Here is a 15,413-nt window from a genome sequence, read left to right on the forward strand (position 1 = left end):
CTCGCCCTCACCCGAGAGAAGACCGTTTGCCCATGTCTATTTCATCGTCCCGCCGTCCATTGTTGCGTCTGTTTTTAGCCGGTCTTTGTGCCTGCCTGCTGAGCCCGTTGGCCAGCGCCGATCAGGCCAAACGCCTGCGCATCGGCATCACCCTGCATCCGTATTACAGCTATGTGGCGAACATCGTCGGCGACAAGGCCGAAGTGGTGCCGCTGATTCCGGCCGGTTTCAACCCGCACGCCTACGAGCCGCGCGCCGAGGACATCAAGCGCATCAGCGGGCTGGACGTGATCGTGCTCAACGGTGTCGGCCATGATGATTTTGCCGACCGGATGATCGCCGCCAGCGAAACGCCGAACGTCAAAACCATCGAAGCCAACGAAAACGTACCGTTGCTGGCCGCCACCGGGGTCGCCGCGCGCGGGGCCGGCAAAGTGGTCAACCCGCACACGTTCTTGTCGATCAGCGCCTCGATCGCGCAGGTCAACAACATCGCCCGCGAACTGGGCAAACTCGACCCGGACAACGCCAAAACCTACACGCAGAACGCCCGCGCCTACGGCAAACGCCTGCGGCAGATGCGCGCCGATGCGTTGGCCAAGCTGACCGAGGCGCCGAACGCCGAGCTGCGCGTGGCCACGGTGCACGCGGCTTACGACTACCTGCTGCGTGAATTCGGTCTGGAAGTGACGGCAGTGGTTGAGCCGGCGCACGGCATCGAGCCGAGCCCGAGCCAGTTGAAGAAGACCATCGATCAACTGCGCGAACTGGACGTGAAAGTGATCTTCTCGGAGATGGATTTCCCGTCGAGTTACGTCGATACCATTCAGCGTGAATCCGGGGTGAAGCTGTACCCGCTGTCGCACATCTCCTACGGCGAATACACCGCCGACAAGTACGAAAAGGAAATGACCGGCAACCTCAACACCGTGGTGCGGGCGATTCAGGAGTCGGGGGCATGACTTCAAAAGAAACCCTCTCTCCCGAAAACACCGAATCCCCTGTAGGAGTGAGCCTGCTCGCGATGGGGCCAGATCAGCCTGCATCATTGTTGGATGACACTCCGCTTTCGCGAGCAGGGTCGCTCCCACAGGTTTCGGGGCCGACGCTGGATTTTGCGGAGGTTTGTCTGACGCTGGGGCGGACGACGATTCTCGACAAGGTCACCTTCCAGGTGCAGCCCGGCAACGTACACGCATTGGTCGGCCCCAACGGTGGCGGCAAGAGTTCGTTGATCAAAACCCTGCTCGGGCAGATGCCGCATCAAGGCCAGCTCAGCCTGCAATGGCCCGGCGAGCCCGGCACCATCGGTTATGTGCCGCAAGCGCTGGAATTCGATCGCGGTCTGCCGATGACCGTCGACGATTTCATGGCCGCGATGTGCCAGCGTCGCCCGGCGTTTCTCGGTTTGAGCAAACACTACGCCGGCGCCATCGGCGATGCGCTGGAACGCGTCGGCATGCAGGACAAGCGCAAGCGGCGCATGGGCGCGCTGTCCGGCGGTGAGCGGCAGCGGGTTTTGCTCGCACAGGGTTTGATTCCGGCGCCGCAATTGCTGGTGCTCGATGAGCCGATGTCGGCTCTCGACGAAGCCGGGATTCAGGTGTTCGAACGCCTGCTCGGCGATTGGCGCGCGGCTGGCATCACGGTGTTGTGGATCGAGCATGATCTGGAAGCCGTCGGCCGTCTGGCCGATCGCGTCACCGGCCTCAATCGTCGCGTGCTGTTCGACGCCACACCTCGCGAGGCGTTGACCCCGGAGCGTCTGCTGACACTGTTTTCGACCCATCCACGGAGCGCGAGCTGATGAGTTACGAAGCCTTTCGTTTGATGGTTCAAGGCTGGGCCTCGTCCGGTTATCTGCCGGAAGCGCTGGCCTACGGTTTTGTCGTCAATGCGCTGCTCGCCGGCCTGCTGATCGGCCCGGTGCTCGGCGGTCTCGGCACGCTGGTGGTTGTCAAGCGCTTCGCGTTTTTCTCCGAAGCAGTCGGTCACGCCGCGCTGACCGGCGTGGCCATTGGCATTCTGCTTGGCGAACCCTACACCGGGCCGTACGGCAGCCTGTTCGGCTACTGCCTGTTGTTCGGCATCCTGCTCAATTATCTGCGCAACCGCACCGGTCTGGCGCCAGATACCTTGATCGGCGTGTTCCTCTCGGTGTCGCTGGCCTTGGGTGCAAGCCTGCTGCTGATTCTCGCCGGCAAGATCAACGTGCACATTCTGGAGAACGTGCTGTTCGGTTCGGTGTTGACCGTCAACGGCAATGACCTGGCGGTGCTGGCCATCGTCGGCTCGCTGGTCATGGCGCTGGCACTGCCGTTGTACAACCGCATCATGCTTGCCAGTTTCAACCCGCAACTGGCGGCGGTGCGCGGCGTCGCGGTGAAGACCCTGGATTATCTGTTCGTGATTCTGGTGACCTTGATCACCGTGGCGGCGGTGAAAGTCATCGGTGCGATCCTGGTCGGTGCGCTGCTGGTGATTCCCGCCGCTGCGGCACGCTTGCTTAGCCAGTCGCTCAAGGGCTTTTTCTGGTGTTCAGTGTTGATCGCTACTGTGAGCACCTTGTGCGGGATTCTCGCGCCGATCGTTTTCGATCTGCCGATTCCGTCCGGCGCCGCGATCATTCTGGTTGCCGGCATCGCCTTCGCCCTCGCCGCCATAGCGCGCGGCGTCGTCCCGAGTCTGAAAGGGAATCTTGGATAAATGACTTTTTCAATGCGCAAACTGACCTTGGCCATGGCCCTGTGTGGCGTGGTCAGCACTCCGTTGTTCGCCGCTGAAAGCACCAAGCCGCTGCACGTGCTGGCGTCGTTGCCGATCACTTACGGCTTGGGCGAAGTGTTGCTCAAAGGCACTGATGTCAAGCTCGAACGCGCGGCGCCGGCGAATCTGCCTGGCAGTCGCCAGACCGCTTATTTCACCGGACGCGGCGCGCCGGCGCTGAGCAAACTGGCGACCGATGCCGACGCAGTGATCGGCGTGCGTTCGTTGTGGGCCGATGATCCGCTGTACCCGATTTCTCGGCGCAGCAATATCCGTATCGTTGAGGTCGACGCCGCACGCCCGGTGGACGGCGCCCTGCCCGGCATCGCTGTGCAACCGGATCTGAAGGTGGACGGTTTGAACAGTCAGCCGTGGCTGGCGAGCAACAACATGGGGCGCATGGCCGACGTGATGGCGGCGGATCTGGTGCGTCTGGCACCGAGCGCCAAGCCGAAAATAGAGGCGAATCTGGCGGCGTTGAAACAGCGTTTGCTCAAACTCAGTGCCGACAGCGAGGCGAAGTTGGCCAGCGCGGATAATCTGAGTGTGATGAGTTTGAGTGATCACTTTGGCTATTTGATTGGCAGCCTCAATCTGGAGTTGGTCGGCCAGGATCCACGGCCGGATGCGGAGTGGACGGCTGAGGATCTGCAGAAACTGACGGCGACACTCAAGGACAATGATGTGGCGGTGGTGCTGCATCATCGCCAGCCTTCGGAGGCGGTGAAAGCGGCGGTGGCGGCCTCGGGGAGTCGGTTGGTGGTGTTGAGTACCGATGCGGCGGATCCGGTGGCGGAGCTGGAGGGGAATGTGGATTTGGTGCTTAACGGATTGAAGGGCTGAAGATCAAAAGATCGCAGCCTTCGGCAGCTCCTACAGGATTTATGCTTACCAATGTAGGAGCTGCCGAAGGCTGCGATCTTTTAAGGACATAAAAAAACCCGCTAACCGTCACCGGTTAGCGGGTTTGTTTTTGCCGGGCGCTTACTGCGCCGCGACCTGCGCTTCCATCTTCTGACGCAAGCTCAGCGGACGCATGTCGGTCCAGACTTCTTCGATGTAGGCCAGGCATTCCTTTTTCAGGCCGCTCTTGCCCACGGTGCGCCAGCCTTCCGGCACGGCCTTGTAGTCCGGCCAGATCGAGTACTGCTCTTCGTGGTTGACCACGACCTGAAAGAGGATGTCCTCGCGGTCGAATACTGACGTCATGCTGGTTCTCCATCGTTGTAAGGGTGGGCTGCACAACGGGTGCAGCCGGGTATAAAGAAAGAACGTTCGGCGCGGCGAAAAATTTACACAGCGGCGGTGGCAGCGGCCAACGCGCGGCCGAAGATCTCGGCGACACGGTCGATCTCTGCCGCAGTAATCACCAGCGGCGGCAGGAAACGCACCACGGCGCCATGCCGACCGCCGAGTTCCAGAATCAACCCGCGCTTAAGGCATTCACGCTGCACCAGCGGTGCCAATCGCGCGAAGGCCGGCGGATGACCTAGCGCATCCGCCGCACCGTTCGGGTCAACCAGCTCAACCCCGAGCATCAGACCGCGACCGCGAATATCGCCGAGTTGCGGGAAGTCGCGCTGCAGAATGCGCAGATGCTCGCTCAAGCGTTCGCCCATGGCGGCGGCATGTTCGCAAACCTTGTGTTCGACCAGATAACGCATCACCGCCGACCCGGCGGCCATCGCCATTTGATTGCCACGGAAGGTGCCGGCGTGCGCGCCCGGCTGCCAGGTGTCGAGCCAGTCGCGATAGACCACCACCGCCAGCGGCAGGCTGCCGCCGATGGCTTTGGACAGCACCACCACGTCTGGCACGATGCCAGCGTGTTCGAACGCAAACATCTTGCCGGTGCGGGCGAATCCGCTTTGAATCTCGTCGACGATCAATGCGACGCCGGCCTTCTCGGTGATCCGGCGCAAACCGCGCAGCCACTCGATGTCGGCCGGAATCACTCCGCCCTCGCCCTGCACTGCTTCGACGATCACCGCTGCGGGCAGTTGCACGCCGGCTTCGGGGTCGTTGAGCAGGTTGTCCAGATAGCTCAAATTGGCCTTCACACCTGCCGCGCCACCAAGGCCAAACGGGCAACGGTAGTCGTACGGGAACGGCATGAACTGCACGCCGTTACTGAGTAACGCGCCCAACGGTTTCTTCGGCCCCAGACTGCCCATCAGGCTCAACGCGCCTTGGCTCATGCCGTGATAACCGCCGGAAAACGACAGCACGGTGCTGCGTCCGGTGGCCGTGCGCACCAGTTTCAATGCGGCTTCCACGGCATCAGTACCGGTGGGGCCGCAGAACTGGATTTTCGCTTCTGCTGCCAAAGCCGCTGGCAGCAAAGCAAACAGATCCTGAACAAATTGATCCTTGACCGGCGTGGTCAGGTCCAGCGTGTGCAGCGGCAATTCATCGGCCAGCACTTGCTGGATCGCTTCGATCACCACCGGGTGGTTATGCCCCAACGCCAGCGTGCCGGCACCGGCCAGGCAGTCGATGAACGTGCGCCCTTCAACGTCTTCGACGTACAGACCTTTGGCGCGTTTGAGCGCCAGCGGAATGCGCCGCGGATAGCTGCGGGCATTGGATTCCTGTTGTGCCTGACGCGCGAGCAGCGGCGACTCGTTGAACTGGTACAGCGTTTCCGCCGGCACCGAGGTGACCCGGGCCGACGACTCTTCAATAAGGCTGGTGGCGACTGACATCTCTCGAACCTCAATACGCTATGGATAGTGACCAAAACAGCACACCGGGCAGGTGCGCGTTCCGGTCGCGGGGCGCACTTGCAGGTTTTCCTGTTCTGGAAACGCTTCAGCGTGTCGAGGATTTAGACCCTTGATCGAGTTGTCAGCTGGACTCGGGCAACGGCTTGCTCATGGGCTGTGTCTGCAGGCCCTTGTCGTTAAGGGCTGGCGCCGATTCGCGGTAGCCCAGATGGCGATAAAACGGCTCACCGGTGCGGGTGCTGTTGAGTTGAATGTGGATCGCGCCGCGAATGCGTAGCCAGCCTTCGAGATCGGTCATCAGCGCTCTGCCTGCACCGCGTCGAAAGCACTCCGGTTGCACGTAACAGAAGGTGATATCGCCATTTGCTGTGGCCATGCCGACGCCGATCGGTTTGTCGTCGAGCAGGGCGATGTTGAGGTAGAGCTGCGGGTTGGCGAGCCAGGCGCTGATGTCTTCAGCTGACTGCCGGGAAATCCATCCGCTGACCCGTCGGGGATCGTTGCGATGATCGAGTGCGCAACCGATGCGGATAGAACGTTCGATGATGCGGCTGATGATGCCGGCGTCAGCCAGAGTGGCGGGACGAATGCAGATCGGGGCTTCCATGGCGCAGTTTCCTCAATCCATTGAGATAAAGCTGGGGCTGACCTTAACCTTCACACCAACGGATAGCGACCGCCAAGAAGTTACATTTAATGAGTAACCCCTGTAGGAGCTGCCGAAGGCTGCGATCTTTTGATCTTGAAGAGCAAAATCAACAGATCGCAGCCTTCGGCAGCTCCTACAGGAGGGAGTGGTATCAGAGAGGTTGCAGCGGCATGCTCAGTTCAACGCGCAAACCATCCGCGCGGCTGTCGAAATGCAGGGCGCAATCACAACGCTGAACGATCGCCTGAACAATCGCCAGTCCCAGGCCGCAACCGGTGCTCTGACCATTGCGCCAGAAACGCTGGGTCAGATGCTGCAAATCATCCGGCGCAATGCCCGGCCCATGGTCGCGCACGACAAAGCGCACGCGGTTGCCGATGGTTTCCATGCTCACCTCCACCGCGCAATCTTCCGGCGTATGGCGCAGCGCGTTATCGAGCAAATTGCGCAACGCGGCAATCGCTAACACCGCCGGCATTTGCAACGGCGCCTCCGACAGTTGGGCAGGCAGTTGCAGTTTGATCCGCAGCCGCTCGCCGCCGGTGGCATCCTGAATCGCCAACCGCGCGACTTGCTCGGCACTGCATTGCGAGCCGTCGTCGAACGACAAACTGCCCTCGACCCGCGCCAGCAACAGCAATTGCTCTAGGGTTCGATGCAATCGATCAGCGCCCTCCTCGGCCCGCGCCAGCGACTGATCGCGGGCGCTGCCTTCGGTCATGCGCGCGACTTGCAGGTGAGTCTTGATTGCCGTCAGCGGACTGCGCAGCTCATGGGCCGCATCACCGGTCAGACGGCGTTCGCGCTCGATGGTTTTACCAATGCGCTGGAACAACTGATTCTGCGTATCCAGCAGCGGTTTCAATTCGCTGGGAAATGACTGCAACTGCAACGGTTCCAGCGAGTCGGCATTACGCCGCATCAACGCTTCGCGCAGTCGATTGAGCGGTGCCAATCCTTGACCGATGCCCAGCCACAGCAGGCAAAGGCAACCCAGCAACGCCACGCCCACGGGCACTGAAGCGGCGAGCAGAATCGACATGTTCAGCGCTTCGCGCTCAATCTGCCGATCCGCCGTGGTGATGCGCACATCGCCGCGTGCGAGGGTAAAACTGCGCCACGGCGCGCCGTCGATCATCTGATCGTGGAAGCCCATTTTTTCGGCTTCCAGCGCTTGCTCAGGATTATTGTGGCTGCGGGCAAGAATTTCCCCGCGTAACGAACTGACCTGACACGCCATGCCGCCGGGAATGTTCAGTTGTTCCGCGCTGAAGTGAGTGCCCTCGCCTTTGCTTGGCAGTGTCGGCAATTGCTCCAGCAACCCGGCGACCATGCGCGCCGACGCCACCAGGCGTTGGTCGAGGGAAAACATCATCTGGTTGCGCAGGTCGCTGAGCATCCAGGCCGCGGCCAGCGCCCAGATCAGCGCGAACGCGGCGCCGAGGGTCAGGCTCAGGCGCAGTCGCAGACTCATCACTTGCCTTGATCTCCGCCATCCGCCGGGCCGAGGCGATAGCCCAGACCGCGCACGGTTTCGACGATGCCTTTGCCGAGTTTGCTGCGCAGGTGGTGGATGTGCACGTTGAGCGCGTTGCTTTCCAACTCGTCGTTGAAGCCGTAGACGCTGTCTTTCAGTTGCTCGGTGGAGAGCACCCGGCCGCGATTGTGCAGCAGGGCTTGCAACAATGATTGTTCGCGTCGCGACAGATCGACCGGCTGCCCGGCGAGCATGGTTTCGCGGCTGCTCGGGTCGTAGGTCAGTGCGCCGTGCTCGATCAGATTGACGCTGCGACCGGCGACGCGGCGCAACAGGGTTTGCAGACGCGCGAACAGTTCGCGCAGATCGAAGGGCTTGAGCAGGTAATCGTCGGCGCCGGCCTGCAAACCGTCGACGCGGTCTGTGACCGAATCGCGCGCGGTCAGAATCAGCACCGGAATCTCCAGGCCGCTTTGCCGCAATTGTTGCAGCAACTTGAGGCCATCTTCGTCGGGCAGGCCGAGATCGAGCACCATCACGTCAAATTCCGCGACCTTGAGCATCGCCCGCGCCTTCGACGCGGTGTTGACGTGCTCAACGGTCAGCCCCTGAGCCGTGAGACCGGCAACGATCCCGCTGGCGATCAGCTCGTCGTCTTCGCAAACCAGTACGTGCATGGGAGCTCCGTGAGCAAAAAAGGCGATTCGAACAGAGAAAGATTAAGTGGCAATTATGGCGTGCGCTATGCCTGGCGAGAAGCGCAGAGGCAAATAGGGCCTAGAGCCCCCGGTTTGATTGTACTTTTTCAGCCGGCAATTGCTTAAAACCGTCTGGTTGATTCCGCTACAGAAACAAAACGCATAACAGACTGCCGTGCTTTTAATCACAACTGGATTACTGTCGAAAACAGCAACTTCTCTGTTAATCACTTTAAATCCGGACACAATCATGCCCCAACTAAAAAACTTTGTAGCGGTCGACTGGCGCGCAGGCAAGGACAAAATCTATTTCTTTTTCAAAGATACCAATACTTACTCCCGCTTCGACATCGAGGACAACCGGGTTATTGATGGACATCCCACTACGCCCAATGCCATCAACTGGCATGACTTCCATCCCCACGCAAAGGATTTACGCTTCGGATTTACCACCACTGGTTTTAAAACCCCTGAATATCTGGGGTTTGACTCCGATATCCTGTGGTTTTTCTACCTCGACGGCGCGCAACCCATGGTCTGCAAATACGATCAGGACGCTGACAGAGTCAACAGTTTCATGCCCCTGTCGAAATCGCCATGGTCGATGCTGGCGCCCTACTTCGAGCGCATTATCGCTGGCACCTGGCGTGAAACTGCACTGCGACCTCGGGGTTTTGAGTTTCTGCTGAATGATGGCTCTTATCTCTCTCTGGATCTGACTTCGCCTAAACATCATTTAGTTCACAAAGACATCACTAACGACACCTGGCCAGGACTTGAACCGTATAAGCACAGGATGATTACTGCAGTACAAAACGACCGATCACTGGCTGACAGTTACTACTACATTTTCCTCACAGGTAATCAGTACCTGCGATACAACCTGATGACATTCAGGCTTCTCGCCGGTCCGATCGATGTCAACGACGGCAATTGGCCAGGGCTGTTACGCGACTGATCCGGGCAAATGCGGCGTCTGGCGGGTTACCGGGCGAGGTTAATCATCGGTTAATCTCTAGCCCCCATTGTTCACCCCACTTGCACAGGGACAAGGCTCCTCCATGCGTCATTTTTTTCTTTTTTTTGCACTGCTGATTTCGAGCCTGGCCCAGGCCGGGAACAATCCTTTTGAGTCAAAACCGGAGTTTTTGCCGGTCGACAAGGCGTTCGTGCTCACCTCCGAACGCCTGGAATCCGGTGAAACCCAGCTGTTCTGGCAAATCACTGACGGCTACTACCTGTATCAGAAACGCCTGAAATTCGATGGGCTGACCGCCGAACAACAACCAGCGCTGCCAACAGGTGAATCCCACAGCGATGAGTTTTTCGGTGAGCAACCGGTTTACCGCCAAGGCCTGGAGGTGAAAATCCCGGCCTCGGCCAGCGGCCAGATCAAAGTCAGCTATCAGGGCTGCGCCGATGCCGGTCTGTGCTATCCGCCGCAAACCCGCGTGATTGATCTGGGGGGCAAAGCCGCCGTCGCTGCCAGCACCGAAGCGCCGGATCAAGCCTTGGCCAGCAGCCTGCAACAACGGGCGCTGGGCTGGAGTTTGCTGGTGTTCTTCGGCCTTGGTCTGTTGCTGGCCTTCACCCCTTGCACGTTGCCGATGTTGCCAATTCTGGCGGGTATGGTCGTCGGCAGCGGCGCCACTCCGCGTCGAGGTTTTGCGCTGGCCGGCAGTTATGTGATTTGCATGGCGCTGGTGTATGCCGCGATGGGCGTAATTGCCGCGCTGCTGGGCGCCAACCTGCAAGCGTGGCTGCAAAACCCTTGGCTGCTCGGCACTTTTGCCGCGATCTTTGTGGTGCTGGCGTTGCCGATGTTCGGCTTCTTTGAACTGCAACTGCCGGTGGCGCTGCGTGATCGTCTTGAACACGCCTCGCGCAGTCGCAGTGGTGGCAGCCTGATTGGCGCCGGTGTTTTGGGCGCGTTGTCCGGTCTGCTGGTCGGCCCGTGCATGACCGCGCCGCTGGCCGGTGCGCTGCTGTATATCGCGCAGAGTGGCAATGCGCTGCACGGCGGTTTGATTCTGTTCTCGCTGGGTATTGGTATTGGCGTACCGCTGTTGCTGCTGGTCACGGTTGGCAATCGCTTCCTGCCGAAACCGGGTGCGTGGATGAACCTGCTCAAAGGCGTGTTCGGCTTCCTCTTTCTTGCTACCGCGTTGCTGATGCTGCGTCCGGTGCTGGATCCGTCGTTGTGGCTGGGCCTGTGCGGTGCGCTGCTGTTGATCGCTGCTTACAGCGCCTGGAAACAATCCGAAGGCTTTGGCCGGGTTGCGCAGATGTTCGGCGCCACTGCACTGCTGCTGGGTTTGTGGGGCAGTTTGCTGGTGATCGGCGCGGCGGGCGGCAGTGATGATCCGTATCAGCCGCTGCAGGTTTACAGTGCCGGTCGCACCGCAAGCGCCGCACCGAACGGCCACGAAGCGTTCACCACCATCAAGGATCCTGCCGCTTTGCAAAGCGAACTGGATGCTGCGAAAGCCAAGGGCCAGTGGGTGCTGCTCGATTACTACGCCGACTGGTGCGTGTCGTGCAAAGTCATGGAGAAACAGGTGTTCGGCAAAGACAAGGTGATGCAGGCGCTGAGTGATGTGCGTCTGCTCAGGCTCGATGTCACCGCCGACAACGCTGCCAGCCGCGAACTGCTTAGCCGTTACAAAGTGCCGGGGCCACCGAGTTTTGTCTGGATCGGCACTGACGGCGAAGAACGCCGCAGCCAGCGCATCACCGGCGAAGTCGATGCCGACACCTTCCTGCAACGCTGGGCCACCACCCGGGACGCCAATTAATGCTGACTTTCACCCTCGGCACTTTTGCCATCGCGCTTAACCACCTGCTGCTGATCAGTGCTTTGGCGCTGGCGACGTTTGTCGGCTGGCGGGTGGCCAAGCGCGGCGGTGATAACCCCGAGTCGGCGCTGTTCAGTCTGTTTCTGCTGGGCATGTTGGCCGCGCGCATCGCGTTTGTGCTGATGTACTGGTCGCACTACCGCAATGACCCGTGGCAAATCATCGACCTGCGCGATGGTGGTTTTCTGGCCTGGCCGGGGGTGATCGTTTTGCTGTTGGCAGCGCTGTATCGCGGCTGGCGTCGTCCGGGCTTGCGTCGACCGTTGGGTTTTGGCGTAGCCAGTGGCGTGGTGTTCTGGCTGTTGGCGACGCTGTCGCTGAACATTTACGAACAGGGCACGCGCCTGCCGGACATTGCCCTGCGCAATGCCGCCGGGGAGACGGTCAAACTCAGCGATTATCAGGGTGGCCCGCTGGTGATCAACCTCTGGGCGACCTGGTGCCCGCCGTGCCGACGGGAAATGCCGGTGCTGGAAAACGCTCAGCAGCAACGCCCGGATCTGACCTTCCTGTTCGTCAATCAGGCGGAAAGCATGCAAAGCGTCGCGACGTTTCTCGAAACCCAAGGCCTGAGTTTGAACAACGTGTTGTTCGATCGCGGCGGCCGACTCGGCCAAGCCGTGGGTTCCATGGCTTTGCCGACTACGCTGTTCTATAGCCCTGATGGCCGCCTGCTGGGCAGCCACTTGGGTGAATTGTCCAATGCCAGCCTGGCGCGCGCGCTGGAAAACTTCGACACCGCGCCTTCAAGTCCCAATCCGGCCGCAGCGACGGTCAACTCTGCAAGGAAACTGCCATGCCCCGCCTCCGCCACCTGCTGACGCTGACTCTGGGCACTGCCCTGTTGCACCTGCCGTCCGTGCAGGCCGCTGAAGAACTGCCGGCCGCGATCAAACAGATCGAAGCCAAAGGCGCGAAAATCGTCGGCCAGTTCGATGCTCCCGACGGTTTGCGCGGTTACGCGGCGCAATACCAGAATCGCGGCATGGCGCTGTACCTGACCGCGGACGGCAAACACGTCATCCTCGGCAATATGTACGACGCCGACGGCAAGGATCTGAGCAGCGAACCGTTGCAGAAACTGGTCTACGCGCCGATGGCTAAGGAAGTCTGGGCCAAGTTCGAAGCGAGCAACTGGATTCAGGACGGCAACAAAGATGCACCGCGCACGGTGTATCTGTTCAGCGACCCGAACTGCCCGTACTGCAACATGTTCTGGGAACAGGCGCGGCCCTGGGTGAAGTCCGGCAAGGTGCAATTGCGCCACATCATGGTCGGGATCATCCGCGAAGACAGCCCGGGCAAATCCGCTGCACTGCTGGCCGCAAAAGACCCGGCCAAAGCTCTGGAAGATCACGAAAAGGCTGGCAAGGGCAGCTCGCTCAAGGCCTTGAAAGATATTCCCGCAGCCGTGCAAACCAAACTGGCGGCGAACATGCAGTTGATGGAAGACCTGGATTTGCAGGCCACCCCGGCGATTTTCTACATGGATGCCAAGGGCGAGCTGCAACAACAGCAAGGTGCGCCTTCACCGGACAAATTGGCGCAGATTCTTGGGCCTAAGTAATGAGAAAAGCCCACTATAAACAGCGGGCTTCGATTGTGGCAGGAACGATCAACCGCACTTTGTGAAGAAGTCGAGAAAGCTAAAGTCCTCGCACGTCACTCTCATGGACTTGATGCGTGACTGTGCAGGCGCGACGAAGTCGATCAATTGATGCAGGGCACCACCCTCATTGACGCCGTGGTATTCATCCCTCCCTAGGGATGCACCATTGGCATCGAAGTATTCGACGATACCTTTATGGTGCAGATGGGCCCACGTGAACGAAATCCGCTCGTAATCTGCCGGAAAGTCAAACTGAATACGTTGGGGTGGCGCTGTCATGCTCGAGTTGATGCACATGCCAAAAGAAAGTTCTTCAATGAACCCAACAGTGGTGTAACCAAAACGCATGATGCCTGCCGATCCTGCGCCCTCAAGCAACTTGATCGACATTGTGGGAAGGGTAAAAGTGTAATTGTCAGCGGCACTGACAAGTTTCACTTCCTGATCATCAAAATTTTCTACATGAACATAGCGCTGCTTCTGCACCGTTACTCGAGTGATCGGTGACGGTCGCTCGATGCCATCGCGCTCAACCGTGTAGCTCACTTCGACTGTCTTACCCTCATTGGCGGCCACTGCCGATGCGCTGACGGCGACTTCGACAGTTCCTGCAGTTTTGCCATCAACCACGTCCAGCTCAGGAGATCCTTCACCAGAAGTGCCACGCCATAGCGGCTTGATCCTGTCATTGGAAAGCATGCCGTCGTACTTGATAACGATGGTCGCTTTTTCCGAAACAAGTTCCGGATTCAGCACACCGTTCAACGTCTGTTCGACGGCAGGTGCCAGCAAATCGGTATCTGATTTCAGCAAAAGGTTGGTCCAGCGTGGCAATTCATGAGCGGTATCAATGTTCGAGCCTTTGTCGAACGTAACAAACGTCTTCAGCGTCAAAGCCGATTTATCGTCGAGCCCACTCAACCAGCTTCGATCAATGGTTAATTCCAGACCGTTGCTGACCTGCTCTGACGTCACTTCCAGTGCAGTGACCAAATCAAGCGTTTCATGGGTAGGATAATTGCGCTGTCCGACAACGCTGATCCAGATGTGCTGCCCCAGCGCGATGAACCACCAAGGGGCAAGCTGCACACGCGCATTACCTGAGAACCTGCGCATGTCCAGAAATACAGTACCTTCGATCATGACGACATCGGGTAACCGCGGTTCCGGCAAATCGGCGGGGGGAATGTGTTCTACGGTCAGATCGAGTTTGTGAGAAAGCATCACGTCCCCGCCCGAACTTGCCTCATACCAAACCTGCACGGTTTTACCGACAGATAGACCAACGAGCGACGCTGAAATAAACACCTCTGCGGGAAGTGAAGCGCCCTTCGACTGGGTGGTAAATTCCTCGATATGGCCGGGCCGTGCCCAAAAGAGCCGGACAGTATGTGCGGTACTGAGCCCCGGAAAATCAATTCGTACAGTTGTACCGCTCAACGCCTTGCCAGGGGACAAAGTCGAGTTGTACGACGCATCTACTACCAATGGAACCGGAAGTTCAGGATCATTTGCTGATTGATTTGACATGACGACTCTCCTGTCGGCGATCACACGATTCAGCCCACACCGGGCGAAGCCATTTGATGCCTGTTCGAGAGAGCCGCGCTACTGTCAGAGTTGACAGTAGCGCGGGATGCAGAAAGGTGGTTCAGGCGATGGAACGGTTCTGTTCAGACAAAAAGGCAAGCAACACCTCCGTAACAAACTGCGCATTCTCCAGATTGGAGATATGCCCCGCTTCCGGCACCAGCGCCCACGGGCAACCAATCAACGCGGCCATTTCCTTGGCCTCTGACGGTGGGCGCGGTTTGTCCTGATCGCCGCACAGCACCAGCGTGCTGGCAGCGTCCAATTCGCTCAGACGCGGCAACAAATTTTCGCGGCCAAAGGTGATGCGCCCCATCGGCACGATGCTTTCGCGCAGGCGATCTGCGCTGTACGCCGCCAGTTCCGCGCGGAATGCCTGATACAGCGGCGACTGCGGATCGATGCCCGGGCGGAAGAAGATCGGTACGACGATGTCGAGCAGTTGCTCGGAGATTTCGCCGGTGTCTTCGATTTGCTTGAACAGCGAGAAATAATATTGGCGGGTAGGTTCCGGTTCGACGCCGAGGTAGGTGTCCATCAGCACCAGCCCGTTGATCCGCTGCGGTGCCGCCAGCGCGAGACGTGCGCCCCACATACCGCCGACCGACAATCCGACGAGAGTGACCTGATCAATCTGTAGATGATCGAGCAAGGCCTGCGCCTGCCGGGCGATGTCATCGAGGGAAGTGGTGCCTTCCGGTAGCCGGCCTGACTCGCCGTGGCCCCACAGATCGAGGGCGATCACCCGGTAGTGTGGCGATAGCGCGGCGATCTGCGGCGCCCACATGGCCTGATCCCACAGATAGCTGCCGGCGAGCAGTACCGCCGGGCCGGTGCCTTGATCAATGTAATGCAGCGCTTGTCCGTCAACCGTAAAGAAGGGCATCGATTCACCTGCGCGGTAAAAAACAGAACCGGCAGACTGAGCTGCCGGTTGGTTGTCGTCAATCGGGGAAATGATGCGGTTTGTGTTGAAGTCGCTGACGCCTGAAAGCAAAAAGATCGCAGCCTGCGGCAGCTCCTACAAGGAAACGCGATGTTCT

The 15,413-nt window shown here is 59.4% G+C and carries 15 protein-coding genes; 8 read left to right on the forward strand and 7 right to left on the reverse strand.

Features of this window, described 5'->3' with window-relative positions; translation table 11 throughout:
- Positions 1 to 32 precede the first annotated feature (32 nt).
- Genes AD669_RS18025 through AD669_RS18040 form a run of 4 tightly spaced genes read left to right on the forward strand, consistent with a single transcriptional unit; the run spans position 33 to position 3,609 of the window.
- A complete protein-coding gene (locus AD669_RS18025; protein WP_053122200.1) occupies positions 33 to 962 on the forward strand; it encodes a metal ABC transporter substrate-binding protein in 930 nt (309 codons plus the stop codon).
- Positions 959 to 1,807, forward strand: a complete 849-nt coding sequence (locus tag AD669_RS18030) for a metal ABC transporter ATP-binding protein (protein ID WP_053122202.1) — start codon at positions 959 to 961, stop codon at positions 1,805 to 1,807. The genes AD669_RS18025 and AD669_RS18030 overlap by 4 nt, the downstream gene beginning before the upstream one ends.
- A complete protein-coding gene (locus tag AD669_RS18035) occupies positions 1,807 to 2,706 on the forward strand; it encodes a metal ABC transporter permease (RefSeq protein WP_007917717.1) in 900 nt (299 codons plus the stop codon). Before AD669_RS18030 ends, AD669_RS18035 begins: the two co-directional genes overlap by 1 nt.
- Entirely contained in the window at positions 2,707 to 3,609 is a 903-nt protein-coding gene (locus tag AD669_RS18040; protein WP_053122204.1) for a metal ABC transporter solute-binding protein, Zn/Mn family, read from the forward strand.
- 141 nt (positions 3,610 to 3,750) lie between these two features.
- On the opposite strand, the gene AD669_RS18045 is transcribed toward AD669_RS18040, so the two are convergent.
- From AD669_RS18045 to AD669_RS18065, 5 genes are all read right to left on the reverse strand, one after another.
- Positions 3,751 to 3,975, reverse strand: coding sequence for an MbtH family protein (locus AD669_RS18045; RefSeq protein WP_053122206.1), 225 nt, complete (start codon positions 3,973 to 3,975; stop codon positions 3,751 to 3,753).
- A gap of 83 nt (positions 3,976 to 4,058) precedes the next feature.
- Complete coding sequence (locus AD669_RS18050; protein ID WP_053122208.1) at positions 4,059 to 5,471, reverse strand: aspartate aminotransferase family protein; 1,413 nt, start codon at positions 5,469 to 5,471, stop codon at positions 4,059 to 4,061.
- A 142-nt stretch (positions 5,472 to 5,613) separates the two neighbouring features.
- Positions 5,614 to 6,099: a GNAT family N-acetyltransferase gene (locus tag AD669_RS18055; protein WP_053122210.1), complete on the reverse strand. Its 486-nt coding sequence runs from the start codon at positions 6,097 to 6,099 to the stop codon at positions 5,614 to 5,616.
- A gap of 193 nt (positions 6,100 to 6,292) precedes the next feature.
- The gene (locus AD669_RS18060; RefSeq protein WP_053122212.1) at positions 6,293 to 7,615 is read right to left on the reverse strand and encodes an ATP-binding protein; all 1,323 of its coding nucleotides are present in this window, start codon (positions 7,613 to 7,615) and stop codon (positions 6,293 to 6,295) included.
- The gene (locus AD669_RS18065) at positions 7,615 to 8,295 is read right to left on the reverse strand and encodes a response regulator (RefSeq protein WP_053122214.1); all 681 of its coding nucleotides are present in this window, start codon (positions 8,293 to 8,295) and stop codon (positions 7,615 to 7,617) included. The genes AD669_RS18060 and AD669_RS18065 overlap by 1 nt, the downstream gene beginning before the upstream one ends.
- A gap of 271 nt (positions 8,296 to 8,566) precedes the next feature.
- Here AD669_RS18065 and AD669_RS18070 point away from each other — a divergent pair, with 271 nt between their 5' ends.
- The 4 genes from AD669_RS18070 to dsbG all read left to right on the forward strand — a co-directional run bounded on the left by AD669_RS18070 (position 8,567) and on the right by dsbG (position 12,738).
- Positions 8,567 to 9,274, forward strand: a complete 708-nt coding sequence (locus AD669_RS18070; protein ID WP_053122216.1) for a hypothetical protein — start codon at positions 8,567 to 8,569, stop codon at positions 9,272 to 9,274.
- A 103-nt stretch (positions 9,275 to 9,377) separates the two neighbouring features.
- Complete coding sequence (gene dsbD, locus AD669_RS18075; protein ID WP_053122218.1) at positions 9,378 to 11,111, forward strand: protein-disulfide reductase DsbD; 1,734 nt, start codon at positions 9,378 to 9,380, stop codon at positions 11,109 to 11,111.
- On the forward strand, positions 11,111 to 11,992 hold the full coding sequence (locus AD669_RS18080; protein ID WP_053122220.1) for a TlpA disulfide reductase family protein: 882 nt from the start codon (positions 11,111 to 11,113) through the stop codon (positions 11,990 to 11,992). Before dsbD ends, AD669_RS18080 begins: the two co-directional genes overlap by 1 nt.
- Entirely contained in the window at positions 11,968 to 12,738 is a 771-nt protein-coding gene (gene dsbG, locus AD669_RS18085) for a thiol:disulfide interchange protein DsbG (protein ID WP_053122222.1), read from the forward strand. The genes AD669_RS18080 and dsbG overlap by 25 nt, the downstream gene beginning before the upstream one ends.
- Before the next feature lie 48 nt (positions 12,739 to 12,786).
- Here the strand turns inward: dsbG and AD669_RS18090 are convergent, their stop codons facing one another.
- Together AD669_RS18090 and AD669_RS18095 are read right to left on the reverse strand one after the other, a co-directional pair.
- Positions 12,787 to 14,310: a hypothetical protein gene (locus AD669_RS18090; protein WP_053122224.1), complete on the reverse strand. Its 1,524-nt coding sequence runs from the start codon at positions 14,308 to 14,310 to the stop codon at positions 12,787 to 12,789.
- A 121-nt stretch (positions 14,311 to 14,431) separates the two neighbouring features.
- A complete protein-coding gene (locus AD669_RS18095; RefSeq protein WP_053122281.1) occupies positions 14,432 to 15,256 on the reverse strand; it encodes an alpha/beta fold hydrolase in 825 nt (274 codons plus the stop codon).
- Between the last annotated feature and the right edge of the window lie 157 nt (positions 15,257 to 15,413).

Source organism: Pseudomonas sp. P1.31 (assembly GCF_001269815.1).
Taxonomy (GTDB): Bacteria; Pseudomonadota; Gammaproteobacteria; order Pseudomonadales; family Pseudomonadaceae; genus Aquipseudomonas; species Aquipseudomonas rustica.